The sequence below is a fragment of the Streptomyces sp. NBC_00510 genome (assembly GCA_036013505.1).
In the GTDB taxonomy this organism is placed as follows: domain Bacteria; phylum Actinomycetota; class Actinomycetes; order Streptomycetales; family Streptomycetaceae; genus Actinacidiphila.
The window spans coordinates 3,662,685-3,678,341 of the sequence record CP107851.1 but is presented as its reverse complement, the minus strand read 5'-3'; the positions used below and the strand labels follow the sequence as shown (position 1 = coordinate 3,678,341).

The 15,657-nt window shown below is 73.3% G+C and carries 10 protein-coding genes; 3 read left to right on the top strand and 7 right to left on the bottom strand.

Annotated features, from left to right (window positions below; translation table 11 throughout):
• Window positions 1-6: 6 nt before the first annotated feature.
• Together OG937_16110 and OG937_16105 are read right to left on the bottom strand one after the other, a co-directional pair.
• A complete protein-coding gene (locus OG937_16110) occupies window positions 7-897 on the bottom strand; it encodes an alpha/beta hydrolase (GenBank protein WUD73106.1) in 891 nt (296 codons plus the stop codon).
• A gap of 37 nt (window positions 898-934) precedes the next feature.
• Window positions 935-1,870 (bottom strand): DUF4231 domain-containing protein, encoded by a 936-nt coding sequence (locus OG937_16105; protein ID WUD73105.1) that lies wholly within the window; start codon window positions 1,868-1,870, stop codon window positions 935-937.
• Window positions 1,871-1,997: 127 nt separating this feature from the next.
• On the opposite strand from OG937_16105, the gene OG937_16100 reads away from it, so the two are divergent.
• Window positions 1,998-2,777, top strand: coding sequence for a metallophosphatase family protein (locus tag OG937_16100; protein WUD73104.1), 780 nt, complete (start codon window positions 1,998-2,000; stop codon window positions 2,775-2,777).
• Between the two features lie 34 nt (window positions 2,778-2,811).
• Here the strand turns inward: OG937_16100 and OG937_16095 are convergent, their stop codons facing one another.
• On the bottom strand, window positions 2,812-3,018 hold the full coding sequence (locus tag OG937_16095) for a hypothetical protein (protein ID WUD73103.1): 207 nt from the start codon (window positions 3,016-3,018) through the stop codon (window positions 2,812-2,814).
• A gap of 95 nt (window positions 3,019-3,113) precedes the next feature.
• On the opposite strand from OG937_16095, the gene OG937_16090 reads away from it, so the two are divergent.
• Window positions 3,114-4,310, top strand: a complete 1,197-nt coding sequence (locus OG937_16090) for a hypothetical protein (protein ID WUD73102.1) — start codon at window positions 3,114-3,116, stop codon at window positions 4,308-4,310.
• Between the two features lie 7 nt (window positions 4,311-4,317).
• Here OG937_16090 and glgB read toward each other — a convergent pair whose 3' ends face one another.
• The 4 genes from glgB to OG937_16070 all read right to left on the bottom strand — a co-directional run bounded on the left by glgB (window position 4,318) and on the right by OG937_16070 (window position 12,400).
• A complete protein-coding gene (gene glgB / locus OG937_16085; protein ID WUD78762.1) occupies window positions 4,318-6,963 on the bottom strand; it encodes a 1,4-alpha-glucan branching enzyme in 2,646 nt (881 codons plus the stop codon).
• Between the two features lie 31 nt (window positions 6,964-6,994).
• On the bottom strand, window positions 6,995-8,452 hold the full coding sequence (locus tag OG937_16080; protein ID WUD73101.1) for a phosphotransferase: 1,458 nt from the start codon (window positions 8,450-8,452) through the stop codon (window positions 6,995-6,997).
• Window positions 8,453-8,705: 253 nt separating this feature from the next.
• On the bottom strand, window positions 8,706-10,406 hold the full coding sequence (treS, locus tag OG937_16075; protein WUD73100.1) for a maltose alpha-D-glucosyltransferase: 1,701 nt from the start codon (window positions 10,404-10,406) through the stop codon (window positions 8,706-8,708).
• Window positions 10,403-12,400, bottom strand: a complete 1,998-nt coding sequence (locus OG937_16070) for an alpha-1,4-glucan--maltose-1-phosphate maltosyltransferase (GenBank protein ID WUD73099.1) — start codon at window positions 12,398-12,400, stop codon at window positions 10,403-10,405. The genes treS and OG937_16070 overlap by 4 nt, the downstream gene beginning before the upstream one ends.
• 566 nt (window positions 12,401-12,966) lie before the next feature.
• Here OG937_16070 and glgP point away from each other — a divergent pair.
• Window positions 12,967-15,603 (top strand): alpha-glucan family phosphorylase, encoded by a 2,637-nt coding sequence (gene glgP, locus OG937_16065; GenBank protein WUD73098.1) that lies wholly within the window; start codon window positions 12,967-12,969, stop codon window positions 15,601-15,603.
• Window positions 15,604-15,657 lie beyond the last annotated feature (54 nt).

Genomic DNA, 15,657 nt, shown 5'->3' with positions numbered 1-15,657 from the left:
CGGCGGTCAGGCGGGCATCGACCGTGCCCGACCGCCCCCGGCGGCCGCCCAGGCGAGCACCTTGGGCAGCACCGACAGGGCCGCGAAGTGCGCGGCCCCCGGCTGCACCACCATGCTCGCGCCGGGGATGTGCTCGGCCAGCCAGCGGGAGTGCGCCACCGGCGAGAACACGTCGTCCTCGCCGTGCCACAGCAGCACCGGCGCCGCGATGCGGTCCAGGCCGAACCCCCAGCTCCGGTTGAACGCCAGCGTGTCGTCGATCCAGCCGTCGGCCGAGGTGCGCAGCGCCTCCGCGTAGGTGCGCAGCAGCATCGTGCGCAGGCCCGCGTCCGCGATCACCCGCTGGTCCGGCTCCGGCATCTCCTCCCGGAGCACGGCGAGCAGGCTGGCCGGGTCGTCGCGGATGGTGCGGGAGCGCAGTTCCAGCCGGGCGGCCAGCCGCCGTTGCGCCGCGTCGGCGGTGGTGTGGTCGCGGACGTTGGACCGGGTCATCCCCGCGTACCAGGCGAGCCCCTGCGCGTCCCGCGGCGCGAGCCCCACCAGCACCGCCACCCGCGTCACACGGTCGGGCAGCAGCGCGGCGCACGCGAGCGAGTGCGGCCCGCCGCCCGAACGGCCGACCACCGCGAACGTGTCCAGGCCCATGGCGTCGGCGATCGCCGCGACATCGGCGGCGACGTCCGCCACCCGCCGGCCGGGCAGCCGCTCGGAGCCGCCGTACCCGGGCCGGTCGAAGGAGATCAGCCGCACCCCCAGCCGGTACAGCACGGCGCTGCGCGGCACCGGGCCGAGCCGGCTGCCGGGTGTGCCGTGCAGCAGGAACACGGGCCTGCCCCGCGGATCGCCCCGGGTCTCCACCGCCAGTTCCCGCCCGTCCCTCGCCCGTACGACACGCACTCCGAGCGGCCCCCTCTCGTGTCCTGCGGCCCGTCCCTCACACGCGCATCTCGCGCCTCGCCTGCCAGGTGGTGTGCTCCCGGGACACCGCGTCCTCGGCGTCCCGGGTCAGCTGCGACCACAGGTGCTCGGCATGCGGGTCGTCCAGGTCCAACGACGCCAGCTGCACCCGGATCAGCTCCAGTTCGTCGGCCGCCACCCGGTACGCCGCGGCCAGCGGGCTGTACTGGCGCAGCTGTGCCCAGGCCGCGACCGAGGCCGTGATGGCCGACACGAATCCCAGGGTGTCGAAGGGGGACCAGCCGCCCGCCCGCAGCACCAGGAAGAGGACGCCGAGCAACGGGAAGGCCATCGCCAGCCGTCCCGCCCGGCGCCCGTTCACCTCGCAGCGGACCGCCTTCATCGTGTACCACTCGTGCTGCACCCGGATGCGCTCCCGCAGGTACACGTCGTGCCGCACGCGCAGCGGCGCGTCCCGCAGCCGCCGCATCGCCGGGGTGATGCCCGAGTCGACGTGGGAGGGCAGGGCCCGGCTGCGCCGGAAGGTGTGCAGGACGTCGCCGAGCTGCAGCCGGTACAGGGCGTCCGGGTCGCGTTCGTCGCCGGGCGGCGTGAAGGGGTCGGCCCGCACCGAGTACTTCCAGGCGAGCGTCTTCATGGACTCGGCCAGGGCCCGGCCCTCGTACCACAGCGCCTGCGGGTTCTGGCGGTGGATCACCCAGGTGGTCCACGCGGCGTACGCGAACAGGACGGCCGCGAGCCACGAGGCCCAGTGCAGGCGGCCCGCGGTGACGTCGAACGAGCTGAAGACGGAGGCCACCGTGAGCAGGCCGAGCTGCTGGCGCGAGAGCCGTACGGTCTGCCACTGGCCCCGCAGTGACGCCCGGTCGGCGGACCGGAACAGGTCCGGGAGCAACTCGTGTTCGCTCACCATCGGCAGCGGCCCCCCGCACTCGCTGAATCCCGCAGTCATCCCAGTATGGGCGTGCCGGGGGCGGCAGCCCAGTAGGCGTCCGGCCGAACTCCCGCGTGCGGCACGTCCGTCACGCCCTCGGCGAACGTGCGCCGCACGGGCCGGAGCGGCGGGCAGGCTGACCTGTGTGCTGAGACGAATCGCGGTCCTGTCCGACGTCCACGGCAACCTGCCGGCCCTGCAGGCCGTACTGGCCGAGCCCGACGTCCGCGCCGCCGAGCGGGTGGTCCTCACCGGCGACCACGCGGCGGGCCCGATGCCGGTGCCCACCCTCGACGCACTGCGCGACCTCGGCGGGCGCGCCCTGTGGATCCGCGGCAACGCGGACCGCGAACTGGTCGAGCACCGCCGTACGGGCAGGACCACCGGGTACCCGGAGTCGGACTGGGCCGCGCGACGGCTCCGCGCGGACCAGGTGACCCTGCTGGCCGGCCTCCCGGACACCATGGAGCTGGAGGTCGACGGCCCGGGCCGGACGCTGTTCTGCCACGCCACCCCGCGCGACGACGAGGAGATCGTGCTCGTCGACTCCCGCGCCGAGCGCTGGGCCGAGGTGATGTCCGGCGTCGCCCCCGAGGTGGAGACCGTCGTCTGCGGGCACACGCACATGCCGTACGCCCGGGTCGTCCACGGCCGGCTGGTCGTCAACCCCGGGAGCGTCGGCATGCCGTACGGCCGCGGCGGCGCCCACTGGGCGCTCCTGGGCGCGGGCGGCGTCCAGTTGCGTCGCACCCTCTACGACCGCGAGGCGGCGGCCGCGCGGATCGTCGCGGAGTCCGGCTTCGACGGCGCGGCGCGGTGGGTGCGGGAGTACGTCCTCGGCTGCCATCCGGCCGAGGCCGTGATCGACGCGTGGGGCCCGCGCGACGGGCGGCCCGCGCCGGAGCGCCCGGGCGACGGCGGCTGACGCCACGGCTCACGCGACCCGCGGTGAGGACCGCTCAGTCCCACCACACGACGACGTACGGCCCCCGCCGCGAGGCCTGCTCGTAGAAGGCGCGCAGCGCGGTGAAGTGCCCCGTCAGGTATCCCCAGGGGCCGCGGACGCCGGAGATCCCGTGGTCCGCCCGGTGCGCCCTCACCGCGTCTCGGTCGAGGTCGAGCACATCCTCGCGCGGCGGGTCCCATCCCGGGTCGCCGTACGGCATCGGGCCAGGAACTCCTCCGTCACCCGTGCGAGTTGCTGTGTCACCGCCACGGGAACAGTGTTGTCCGGCCCCGGCGCCGCTGGTAGGAACGCCGCATGGATGTGGGGACGCTCACCGCGGTGGCCGGCCTGCCGCTGGCGGCCGTGGCGGCGTATCTGGCCTGGGAGCCGCAGCGCACCGTGCGCCGGCAGCGGGCGGTCGACCGCTTCATCGAGGTGCGCCGGCACCTCAAGGAGCACCGCGCGGAGCTGGCGGAGGCGGGACTGGCCGCGCATCCCGCGCGGGACGGGGAGCTGGCGCTGCTCACGGCGCCGGGGTGGATCCCCGAGGAGCCGCTGCCCGCCGCGCGGGTGCGGCTGAGCCTGCGGCCCGAACCGGAACCGGGGAACGGGGAGTTCGAGGCCGCGAAGCGCAGGCTGCGCGGCTACTGGCCGCGCCGGGACGGCTTCGCCTCGGCCGTGGGGGAGTACGACCGGCCCGCGATGTGGTTCAACGGGCCCGGCTACCGGCTGACCGGGGTGACGCCCGGGGAGGGGGCACCGGCCCTGGAGTTCGCACTGGCCGGCTACTTCGATTCGTACGACACCGCCGAGCCGCTCGCCTACGAGGCCGCCCTGCGCCACCGTGACGGCGACGCCCCGATGGCCGGCCGCTACCGCCGCTGGCTGGGGGACCCCTTCGACCTGGGCCGCCGCTGCGCCCAGTCGGGCGTCAGCACCCTCACCGTCAGGGTCGACGGCGACCGGGCGTACTTCTTCCTCCACCGGCGCGACGCCCAGGGCGTGGCCACCGCCATGAACACCACCCACGTCGTCCCCGCCGGGGAGTTCCAGCCGCACGCCGACGTGCTGCCGGTCTGGCACTCCGACCTGGACCTGTGGCACAACACGATGCGCGAGTACGCGGAGGAGTTCCTCGGCGCGCCGGACGCCGGGGGCGTCGGCGGGGCGACCCTCGACTACGACACCGACGAGCCGTACGCGAGCATGAACCGCGCCGCCCGCCAGGGCCGGGCCCGCTTCAGCTTCCTGGGGCTCGGGCTGGATCCGCTGAACTGGAAGCCGGAGCTGCTCACCGTCTGCGTGTGGGAGGCCGCGACCTTCGACACCGTCTTCGGCGGCATGACCGAGCGCAACGAGGAGGGCGTGATCGTGGTCGGCCACGGCCACCGGGGGCTGCCCTTCACCGAGGAGAACGTCCTCGGCTACGCCCGGCACCCCCGCACCCACTCCGCGGGGCGGGCCTGCCTGCACCTGGCGTGGCGCAGGCGGGCCGCACTCGGCATCCCGTGACGCACGGTCAGGCCGGCCGCAGCCAGACCGTGGCCAGCGGCGGCAGGGTGAGCTGCACGCTCTCGCGCCGGCCGTTCCAGGCGACCGGCTCGGACTTCAGCGGTTCGGGGTTGGTGACGTCGCTCCCGCCGTACGTGGCGGCGTCGGTGTTGAGCACCTCCCGCAGCGCCTCCACCCCGTCCGGCACGCCGATCCGGTAGCCGTGGCGGACGACCGGCGAGAAGTTGCTGACGGCGACCAGCGGGTTCCCCCCGGCGTCGAGGCGCACGAAGGAGAAGACGTTGTCCTCGGCGGCGCCGCCGTCGAGCCAGGCGAAGCCGTCCGGGGTGGTGTCGAGCTGCCACAGCGCCGGTGTGGCCCGGTAGCAGGTGTTGAGGTCCCGGACGAGGTCCCGCACTCCGCGGTGGTCGCCCGCCGCGGAGTAGGTCTCGTCGAGCAGCCACCAGTCCGGCCCGTGGTCGTGGGACCACTCGGCGCCCTGCGCGAACTCCTGTCCCATGAAGAGTAGTTGCTTGCCCGGGTGGGCCCACATGAAGCCGAGGTAGGCGCGGTGGCCGGCGCGCTGCTGCCACCAGTCGCCGGGCATCTTGGCCACCAGCGCGCCCTTGCCGTGGACGACCTCGTCGTGCGAGATCGGCAGGACGTAGTTCTCGCTGTAGGCGTACACCATCGAGAAGGTCATCTCGTTGTGGTGGTACTTGCGGTGCACCGGCTCGTGCTTGATGTACTCCAGCGAGTCGTGCATCCACCCCATGTTCCACTTCAGGCCGAAGCCGAGCCCGCCGAAGCCGGCCGGGCCGACGTGGTGGGTGGGCCGGGTGACGCCGTCCCAGGCGGTGGACTCCTCGGCGATGGTGACGACACCGGGGCAGCGCCGGTAGACGGTCGCGTTCATCTCCTGCAGGAAGGCGACGGCGTCCAGGTCCTCGCGCCCGCCGTACGCGTTCGGCGCCCACTGGCCGTCCTCGCGCGAGTAGTCCAGGTAGAGCATGGAGGCGACGGCGTCCACCCGCAGCCCGTCGATGTGGAACTCCTCGCACCAGTAGACCGCGTTGGCCACCAGGAAGTTCCGGACCTCGGTGCGGCCGAAGTCGAACTCCAGCGTCCCCCAGTCGGGATGGTCCCCGCGCCAGGGGTGCTCGTAGAGGTTGGTGCCGTCGAAGTCCGCCAGCGCCCAGTCGTCCTTGGGGAAGTGGGCCGGCACCCAGTCCATGATGACGCCGATGCCCGCCCGGTGCAGCGCGTCCACCAGGTACCGGAAGTCGTCCGGGGTGCCCATCCGGGCGGTGGGGGCGTAGTACGAGGTGACCTGGTAGCCCCACGATCCGCCGAAGGGGTGCTCGGCGACCGGCATCAGCTCCACGTGCGTGAAGCCCAGGTCGCGCACGTACGCCGGGAGCTGCTCGGCCAGTTCGCGGTACGACAGCCCCGGCCGCCACGAGGCGAGGTGCACCTCGTACACCGACAAGGGCGCCTCGTGCACCGGCACGCCGCCGCGCGAGGCCATCCAGTCGGCGTCCTGCCACTCGTGGCGGGACGCGGTGACGACGGAGGCGGTGGCGGGCGGTGTCTCGGTGCGGCGGGCCATCGGGTCGGCCTTGAGCCGCCGCCCGCCGTCGGGCCCGCAGACCTCGAACTTGTAGCGCTGCCCCTCGCCGACCTCGGGCAGGAACAGCTCCCACACGCCGGACGAGCCCAGTGAGCGCATCGGGAAGGCGGTGCCGTCCCAGCAGGTGAAGTCGCCGACCACCCGCACCCCGCGTGCGTTGGGCGCCCACACGGTGAACCGGGTGCCGGTGACGCCCTCATGGGTCATCGGCTCGGCGCCGAGCGCCTTCCACAGCTGCTCGTGCCGCCCCTCGTTGATCAGGTGCAGGTCGAACTCGCCGAGCGCCGGCAGGAAGCGGTACGGGTCGTGCACCTCGCGCTCGTCGCCGTCGTAGGTGACGGCCAGCCGGTACGCGGGGACCTCGGTCAGCGGCAGCACACCGCTGAACAGCCCGTCGCCCTCGTGGTGCAGCACCGTCCGCGCCCCGTCGCCGGTGACGACGGCCACGCTCCGCGCGTACGGCCGCAGCGCCCGGAAGGCCAGGCCGTCCGCCACGCGGTGGACGCCGAGCAGCCCGTGCGGGTCGTGGTGGGCGCCGTCCAGCAGCCGGCGCCGCTCGCCGGGGTCGAGCTCCGGGGCCGGGGGCACATCGCCGGTCACGGGGCCTGCGGCCGGGGCGACCTCGGGTGCGGGCGGCGGCGCCTGGTGGCCGACCCCCGCGGGGGGCGCGGTGCGCGGCGCGGTGCCCGAGGCGGCCGGCCGCCCGGACCCGGCGGGGTCGTAGCCCCGCGCGACGGCCTCGGAGGAGCCGGACGCGTCCGGTCGCGGGCGGTCCGCGGCGGCCGGGCGGGCGGCCTCGGCCGCGGGTTCCGCGCCGGCGGCCTTACCCCCGCGTGCGGGCTTCGCGCCGGCGGCCTTCTGCGGCCGGGTGGCCGGGGCCGGCGGGGTCGGCGGGGTCGGCGGGGCGGCGGGGGGCGGCGGGGGAGCCGAGCCCTCGGACCCGGTGCCGCGTGCGGGACGTGCGGCGCGGGCCCTCCCGTTCCCGCCCGGGCCGGGGGTGCCGGGGGTGGAGTCGGGGAACGGCTGGCGATCGGTCACGGTCAGGTCCTCCTCGGATGGGCGTGGGGGCGCCCGGTCAGGGGGTGCGGCCGTGCGGCGGCTGCGCGAGGCGGCGCACCGCGGCCATGGGGATGGGGAGCCAGGCGGGCCGGTGCCTGGCCTCGTAGAGCACTTCGTAGACGGCCTTGTCGGTCTCGTAGGCGCGTATGACGACGGGCTCGTCCCTCGGATCGGTCCCGGTGGCCTCGGCGTAGCCCGCGCAGAAGGCGGCGCGCTGCGTCTTGGCCCATTCGGGCGCCCCGGAGGCGGACGGGTCGTGGTGCCGGGCGGCGTAGTCGAAGGAGCGCAGCATCCCGGCGACGTCCTGCACCGTGGATGCGGGACGGCGGCGTTCGGGCAGCGGCCGCGCCGGCTCGCCCTCGAAGTCGATCAGCACCCACCCCCCGGGCCCGGTCCGCAGGGCCTGGCCGAGGTGGAGGTCGCCGTGGATGCGCTGGGCGGCCAGCGTCATGCCGAGCGTCCCGAGTGCGGCGAGGTCGTCGAAGGCGGCCCGCAATGCCGCGCGGTACGGCCGCAGGGCGGGCACCGCCGCGGCGGCGGCGTCCAGCCGTCCGGCCATCGCGGCGGCGAGCAGTTCGATCTGTGGACGGCGCAGGGTGCTCGTCGGCAGGGCGCGCGCCAGCGCCAGGTGGACCTCCGCGGTCGCGCGCCCCAGCGCGTGCGCCTCGCGGGAGAAGTCCGTGCCGTCCTCCACCGCCTGCAGGGCGAGTTCCCAGGCCCCTGCGGAACCGGGCAGGAAACGCTGCAGCACGCCGAGCGTGGCGGGCTCGTCGTACAGGCCCAGCGCCTCGAACCAGGCGGCGGGCGCGGCGACGCGCCGCGAACCGGCCCGCGCGAGGGCGAGCGACAGCTCCAGGTCGGGGTTGGGGCCCGGGGCGACCCGCCGGAACAGCTTGAGGATGAACGTGTCGCCGTAGATGACCGAGCTGTTGGACTGCTCCGCGGTGGACAGCCGCGGCGCCAGCCCCGCCGGGATCGCCGCGGCGGGCTCGGAGCCGAAGCGCAGGTGCCCTGTGCGGCCGGGCGCCCGCAGCCGCTCCAGCAACAGGGACGTCAGACGCGGGTCGTGCAGCGCCTCGTAGATGGTGAGGCCGTCCAGGGGCCCGCCGACGGCGTGCCCGACGAGCGCCGGGGCCAGCGCGGGCGGCAGCAGCGCCCGGGTGCCGAGCAGCAACTGGTAGGTGTCGGCCGGCTGCCCGTGACCGGTGCCCGGCATCCGCTCCTGCACGTCCTGGTGGACGTCGAGCAGCAGATGGAGCAGTCCGGGGGTGCCCAGCCGCCCGTCGGCGGGCAGCAGCTCGGTGGCCGAGACCAGTCCGAAGCCGCTGATCGGCCGCCCCTTCCCGGCGAACCACCGCTGCCGGGGCAGCCATTCCCGCAGCAACGGGCCGAGCGCGGAGAGCAGTCCCGGTGCCGGGGGCACGGTGGTCCCCGACCGGACTGCTGAGGTGCGAAGCCACGAGGTGTCCGACATGACGTCCTTTCCTCGGGTGCCGGGCCTGCTGGTTCCCTAAGTGAAGGGGCGCGCTGCGGCGATGGTCCGACGAGTGGGACGTGTCGGACGAATATCATCCGAGCCGGTGGAGCAATTGGCGTACTTGGCGTACGAGGGACAAGGGCCCGTACAGCATCCGATATGACGCTGGATCCGGCAGGGGGAGCCTGCCCCGGCGGCCCGGCACGAAACCGTGCCGGGCCGCCGGGTCGCCGTCACCCGGCGGGTCCGCCTACGCCACGTCGCGGCGGAGCCGGAACCAGTAGAAACCGTGACCGGCGAGGGTGAGCAGGTAGGGCCACTCGCCGATGGCCGGGAAGCGCACCCCGCCGATCAGCTCGACGGGATGCCGGCCGGTGAAGGCCCGCAGGTCGAGTTCGGTGGGCTGGGCGAAGCGCGAGAAGTTGTTCACGCACAGGACGAGGTCGTCCTTGTACTCGCGCAGGAAGGCCAGGACGGCCGGGTTGGTGGAGGGCAGCTCGGTGTACGAACCGAGGCCGAAGGCCGGGTTCTGCTTGCGGATCTCCACCATCCGGCGGGTCCAGTGCAGCAGCGAGCTCGGGGAGCTCATCTGCGCCTCGACGTTGGTGACTTGGTAGCCGTAGACCGGGTCCATGATGGTCGGCAGGTAGAGCCGGCCCGGGTCGCAGGACGAGAAGCCCGCGTTGCGGTCCGGGGTCCACTGCATCGGGGTGCGCACCGCGTCGCGGTCACCGAGCCAGATGTTGTCGCCCATGCCGATCTCGTCGCCGTAGTAGAGGATCGGCGAGCCCGGCAGGGAGAGCAGCAGGGCGGTGAAGAGCTCGATCTGGTTGCGGTCGTTGTCCAGCAGCGGGGAGAGCCGGCGCCGGATGCCGATGTTGGCCCGCATGCGCGGGTCCTTGGCGTACTCCGCGTACATGTAGTCGCGCTCTTCGTCCGTCACCATCTCGAGCGTCAGCTCGTCGTGGTTGCGCAGGAAGATGCCCCACTGGCAGTTGTGCGGGATGGCCGGGGTCTTGGCCAGGATCTCCGAGACCGGGTAGCGGGACTCCCGGCGCACCGCCATGAAGATGCGCGGCATGACCGGGAAGTGGAAGGCCATGTGGCACTCGTCGCCGCCCTTGGCGTAGTCGCCGAAGTAGTCGACCACGTCCTCGGGCCACTGGTTGGCCTCGGCGAGCAGGACGGTGTCGGGGTAGTGGGCGTCGATCTCCTCGCGCACCATCTTCAGGAAGCCGTGGGTGCGCGGCAGGTTCTCGCAGTTGGTGCCCTCCTCCTGGTACAGGTACGGCACCGCGTCCAGCCGGAAGCCGTCGATGCCGAGGTCCAGCCAGAAGCGCAGGGCTGCCAGGATCTCCTCCTGGACCTTGGGGTTCTCGTAGTTGAGGTCCGGTTGGTGCGAGAAGAAGCGGTGCCAGTAGTACTGCTTGCGTACCGGGTCGAAGGTCCAGTTGGAGCTCTCGGTGTCGACGAAGATGATGCGGGCGTCCTGGTACTGCTTGTCGTCGTCCGCCCAGACGTAGTAGTCGCCGTAGGGGCCGTCGGGGTCCGTGCGGGACTGCTGGAACCAGTCGTGCTGGTCGCTGGTGTGGTTGACGACGAAGTCGATGATCACGCGCATACCGCGTTGGTGGGCGGCGTCCACGAACTCCACGAAGTCGGCCAGGTCCCCGAACTCCGGCAGCACGGCCGTGTAGTCCGAGACGTCGTAGCCGCCGTCGCGCAGCGGCGAGGCGAAGAACGGCGGCAGCCACAGGCAGTCGACCCCGAGCCACTGCAGATAGTCCAGTTTGGCGGTGAGCCCTTTGAGGTCGCCGATGCCGTCGCCGTTGCTGTCCTGGAAGGACCGTACGAGCACTTCGTAGAAGACGGCCCGCTTGAACCAGTCGGGGTCCCGGTCCTTGGCCGGGGTGTCTTCGAACGTGTCAGGTACGGGTTCGTTGACGATCAAGTGGGTGACCCTCCTGTCGATGGAGTAGGTCGCAGGGTGAGGATGTGCGCGGGCGCGCGGCCCGGCTCGAGGCGCACATAGTTGTCCCTGCCCCAGTGGTAGGTCTCGCCGGTGAGCTCGTCGCGCACCGGGGTGGACTCGTGCCACGCGAGGCCGAGTTCCGGCATGTTCAACGAGACGGTCGCCTCCTGGGTGTGGTGCGGGTCCAGGTTGACGACCACCAGTACGACGTCGCTGCCGTCGCCCGAGCGCTTGGAGTACGCCAGCACCGCGTCGTTGTCCACGGGGTGGAAGCGCAGGTCGCGCAGCTGCTGGAGCGCGGGGTGGCGGCGTCGCAGCCGGTTCAGCGTGGTGAGCAGCGGAGCCAGCGAACGGCCTTCGGCCTCGGCTGCCGCCCAGTCACGGGGCTTGAGCTCGTACTTCTCCGAGTGTAGGTACTCTTCGCTTCCCTCGCGCACCGGCGCGTTCTCACAGAGCTCATATCCGGCGTACACCCCCCATGTGGGGGAAAGGGTCGCGGCGAGGACCGCACGCACCTCGAACGCCGGGCGGCCGCCGCGCTGCAGGTAGGCGTGGAGGATGTCCGGGGTGTTGACGAAGAAGTTGGGCCGCATGTAGCCCGCGGCCTCGCCGGACAGCTCCGTCAGGTACTCCGTCAGTTCCTGCTTCCCGTTGCGCCAGGTGAAGTAGGTGTACGACTGCTGGAAGCCGATCTGCGCCAGCGTGTGCATCATGGCCGGACGGGTGAACGCCTCCGCCAGGAAGATGACGTCGGGGTCGGTGCGGTTGATGTCGGCGATGACCTTCTCCCAGAAGACCACCGGTTTGGTGTGCGGGTTGTCGACCCGGAAGATCCGCACCCCGTGGTCCATCCAGTGCCGCAGCACCCGCTCGGTCTCCTGCACGATGCCGCTCAAGTCGGCGTCGAAGGCGATCGGGTAGATGTCCTGGTACTTCTTCGGCGGGTTCTCGGCGTACGCGATCGAGCCGTCCGCCCGGGTGGTGAACCACTCGGGGTGCTTGCCGACCCACGGGTGGTCCGGCGAGCACTGCAGCGCGAAGTCCAGCGCGATCTCCAGGCGCAGCTCACGGGCCCGCTCCACGAAGAAGTCGAAGTCCTCGATCGTCCCGAGGTCCGGGTGGACGGCGTCGTGGCCGCCCTCCGCGGAGCCGATCGCCCAGGGCGAGCCCACGTCGTGCGGGCCGGGGTCGAGCGTGTTGTCGGGCCCTTTGCGGAACGCTGCGCCGATCGGGTGGACGGGCGGCAGGTAGACCACGTCGAAGCCCATCGCGGCGATCGCCGGCAGTCGCTCGGCCGCCGTGCGGAAGGTCCCGGACCTCGGTGGCCGGCGGCCCGTGGGGTCCACCACGGCGCCTTCGGACCGGGGGAACATCTCGTACCAGGACCCGAACAGCGCCCGCTGCCGCTCCACCTGGAGGGCCGCCGGCCGCGAGGCGCTCACCAGGTCGCGCAGCGGGTGCCGGTCGAGCACCGCCACCACGTCCGGTGCGAGGGCGGCGGCGTGCCGCTCGGCGGCCGTACGGGAGGTGTCGCGCAGGGTGTCGACCGCGGCCAGCACCACGGCCCGGCCGTCCTTCTTCGGTACCCCGGCCGCCGCGCGCTCGTGCAGCTCGGCCCCCTCGGCGAGGACCAGTTCGGTGTCGATGCCGGCGGGGACCTTGATGCCCGCGTGGTGCCGCCAGGTGGCCACCGGATCGCTCCAGGCCTCCACCGTGTACGTCCAGCGGCCCTCCGCGGTGGGCGTCACCTCGGCGCCCCACCGGTCGGTGCCGGGGGCGAGTTCGCGCATGGGGATCCGTGGCCCGGAGCGCCCCGCGGGGCTGCGCAGGACCACGTTCGCCGCCACCGCGTCATGTCCCTCCCGGAACACCGTGGCGGTGACCTGGAAGGTTTCGCCGACCACGGCCTTGGCGGGGCGGCGGCCGCAGTCGACCAGCGGGCGGACGTCCAGGACGGGGATGCGACCGATCATTGCGCCTCACCAGTTTGTGCGGGTGGCCGGACGGGTACCTTCCGCTCTTTTTATCTGCTCCTTCGGATGCCTGCCTGTGGGCATGACCGCTCCTGTCCGCGTTCACTCGGGTGGGCGGATACGAGTTGTGGTGTGGGAGGGTTCGGCGCCGCGTCGCGCAAGGGTGAGCCTGCCCATTGGATGACGGTCGAATACTCCCCGGGAAGGGGTACTGGCGCGTAAGTTGCGCGCCGGGCGGCCCCGGCGGCGCCCGGACGCAGACAACCGGCCACCGTCCGGCGGACCGGCGCGCGCGGTCGCCGGGGCGCCGGGCCCCGCCCGTGCCCCGGTCCTGGCCGCCGGTCGTAGCTCCCGCGGTGCGCCCCGGCCCGGCTGCCGTGCTGCGGCTGTCGTAGCCGCCGCCCGACACGCTGACGAGGCGTCCACCGGGCCGCGTGCGGGGGTCCCGGGACGCCCGGGGCGTCCTGGTGCGCCAGGGGACGGGTGCCGCGCGGCGGCGCCGGGCCGCGGGTGTTGGGTCCCCGGATGTCACCACCGCACCGAAAGATGCCGCTACCGTCGGAGATGTGAAGGCTATTCGTCGATTCACCGTGCGAACCGTCCTGCCCGAACCACTACGTCCCCTGGGGGAGCTCGCGCAGAATCTGCGCTGGTCCTGGCACAACGAGACCCGTGAGCTGTTCCAGTCCGTCGACCCCGAGGGCTGGAGAGCGGCGGCCGGCGACCCGGTGCGGCTGCTCGGCGCGGTCTCGAAGGACCGGCTGAACGCCCTCGCCAAGGACCGCAGGTTCCTCCGCCGGCTCGGCACCGCCGTCGAGGACCTCCACGACTACCTCGGCAACCCGCGCTGGTACCAGGGCGCCGCCGAGGCCGGGGAACTCCCCGCCGCCATCGCCTACTTCTCGCCCGAGTTCGGCATCACCGCGGCGCTGCCGCAGTACTCCGGCGGCCTCGGCATCCTGGCCGGCGACCACCTCAAGGCCGCCAGCGACCTGGGCGTGCCGTTGATCGGCGTCGGCCTGCTCTACCGGCACGGCTACTTCCGCCAGTCCCTGTCCCGGGACGGCTGGCAGCAGGAGCACTACCCCGTGCTCGACCCCAACGAGCTGCCGCTGTCGCTGCTGCGGGACGAGGACGGCGGCCCCGTCCTGATCGCCCTGGACCTCCCCGGCGGGCGCAGCCTGCGCGCCCACGTGTGGCTGGCCCGGGTCGGCCGGGTCCCGCTGCTGCTGCTCGACTCCGACGTCGAGGAGAACCACCCCAACGAACGGGACGTCACCGACCGCCTCTACGGCGGCGGCAGCGAGCACCGGCTGCTCCAGGAGATGCTGCTCGGCATCGGCGGCGTCCGTGCCGTGCGCACCTACTGCGCGCTGACCGGGCACCCGGCGCCCGAGGTCTTCCACACCAACGAGGGGCACGCGGGCTTCCTCGGCCTGGAACGCATCCGCGAGCTCGCGGCCGACGGAGAAGGGCTGGATTTCGACTCCGCCCTGGAGGCCGTGCGGGCCGGCACGGTCTTCACCACCCACACCCCCGTACCGGCCGGCATCGACCGCTTCGACCGCGAACTGCTCGCCCGGCACCTGGGCGACGACGGCGAGCTGCGCGGCGTCGACGTCCAGCGGGTGCTGGAGCTGGGGATGGAGACCTACCCCGGCGGCGACCCCAACGTCTTCAACATGGCCGTGATGGGGCTGCGGCTGGCGCAGCGCGCCAACGGCGTGTCCACCCTGCACGGCGGTGTCAGCCGCGAGATGTTCGCCGGGCTGTGGCCGGGCTTCGACCCGGAGGAGGTGCCGATCACCTCCATCACCAACGGCGTGCACGCCCCCACCTGGGTCGCGCCCGAGGTGTTCCGGCTCGGCGCCCGGCAGGCCGGCGTCCAGAACGCCGAGGACGCGATGACCACCGGGCTCGCCGACACCTGGGAGAGCGTCTTCCGCATCCCCGACGCCGCGATCTGGGAGCTCCGCCGGGAGCTGCGCGAACAGCTGGTGCGGGAGGTGCGCCGCAGGGTGCGCGCCTCCTGGCGGCAGCGCGGCGCCGGCTCGGCCGAGCTGGGCTGGGTCGACGACGTCCTCGACCCGGACGTGCTGACCATCGGCTTCGCGCGCCGGGTCCCGTCGTACAAGCGGCTCACCTTGATGCTGCGCGACCAGGACCGGCTGATGGAGCTGCTGCTGCACCCGACCCGGCCGATCCAGATCGTCGTCGCGGGCAAGGCGCACCCGGCCGACGACAGCGGCAAGCGGCTGGTGCAGGAGCTGGTGCGCTTCGCCGACGACCCCAGGGTGCGGCACCGCATCGTCTTCCTGCCGGACTACGACATGGCCATGGCCCAGCACCTCTACCCCGGGTGCGACGTCTGGCTCAACAACCCGCTGCGGCCGCTGGAGGCCTGCGGCACCTCCGGCATGAAGGCCGCGCTGAACGGCTGCCTCAACCTGTCCGTCCTGGACGGCTGGTGGGACGAGTGGTTCGACGGCAACAACGGGTGGGCGATCCCCACCGCGGACGGCTTCGGCGCGGCCGGCGACCCCGACCGCCGCGACGACATCGAGGCGGCCGCCCTCTACGACCTGGTCGAGAACCAGGTCGCGCCGCGGTTCTACGACCGCGGCACGCACGGTCTGCCGGTCCGCTGGATCGAGATGGTCCGGCACACCCTGAGCACCCTGGGGCCGAAGGTGCTCGCCGGGCGCATGGTCCGCGAGTACGTGACCCGGCTGTACGCGCCCGCCGCCCGCGCCCACCGCCTTGCGGGGGGCGGGGAGTCCGTCGAACTCGCCGCGTGGAAGCGGCGGGTGCGCGAGCAGTGGCCGATGATCGCGGTCGACCACGTGGAGACCGGTGCCTCGGTCGGCGGCTCCCCGGAGCTCGGGACCACGCTCACCCTGCGCGTCCAGGTGGCCCTCGGCGGCCTGGAGCCCGGGGACGTGGACGTCCAGGTGGTGTCCGGGCGCGTCGACGACTCCGACCGGATCGCCGACCCGACCGTGGTCTCCCTCAAACCGGGCGGACGGCCGGACCTGGAGGGCCGCTGGCTCTACGAGGGCCCGCTCACCCTCGACCGCACCGGCCCGTTCGGCTACACCGTCCGCGTGCTGCCGTTGCACCGGCTGCTCGCCTCGGTCGCCGAGCTCGGGCTGATCGCGGTGCCGCCCGAGGCGACGGGGATGACGGCCGGCGTGCTGCGCTGAGCCGGACGTCCACGGAAGCGGGAACGGGACCGGGCCCCGGCCGTCGTTGACGAC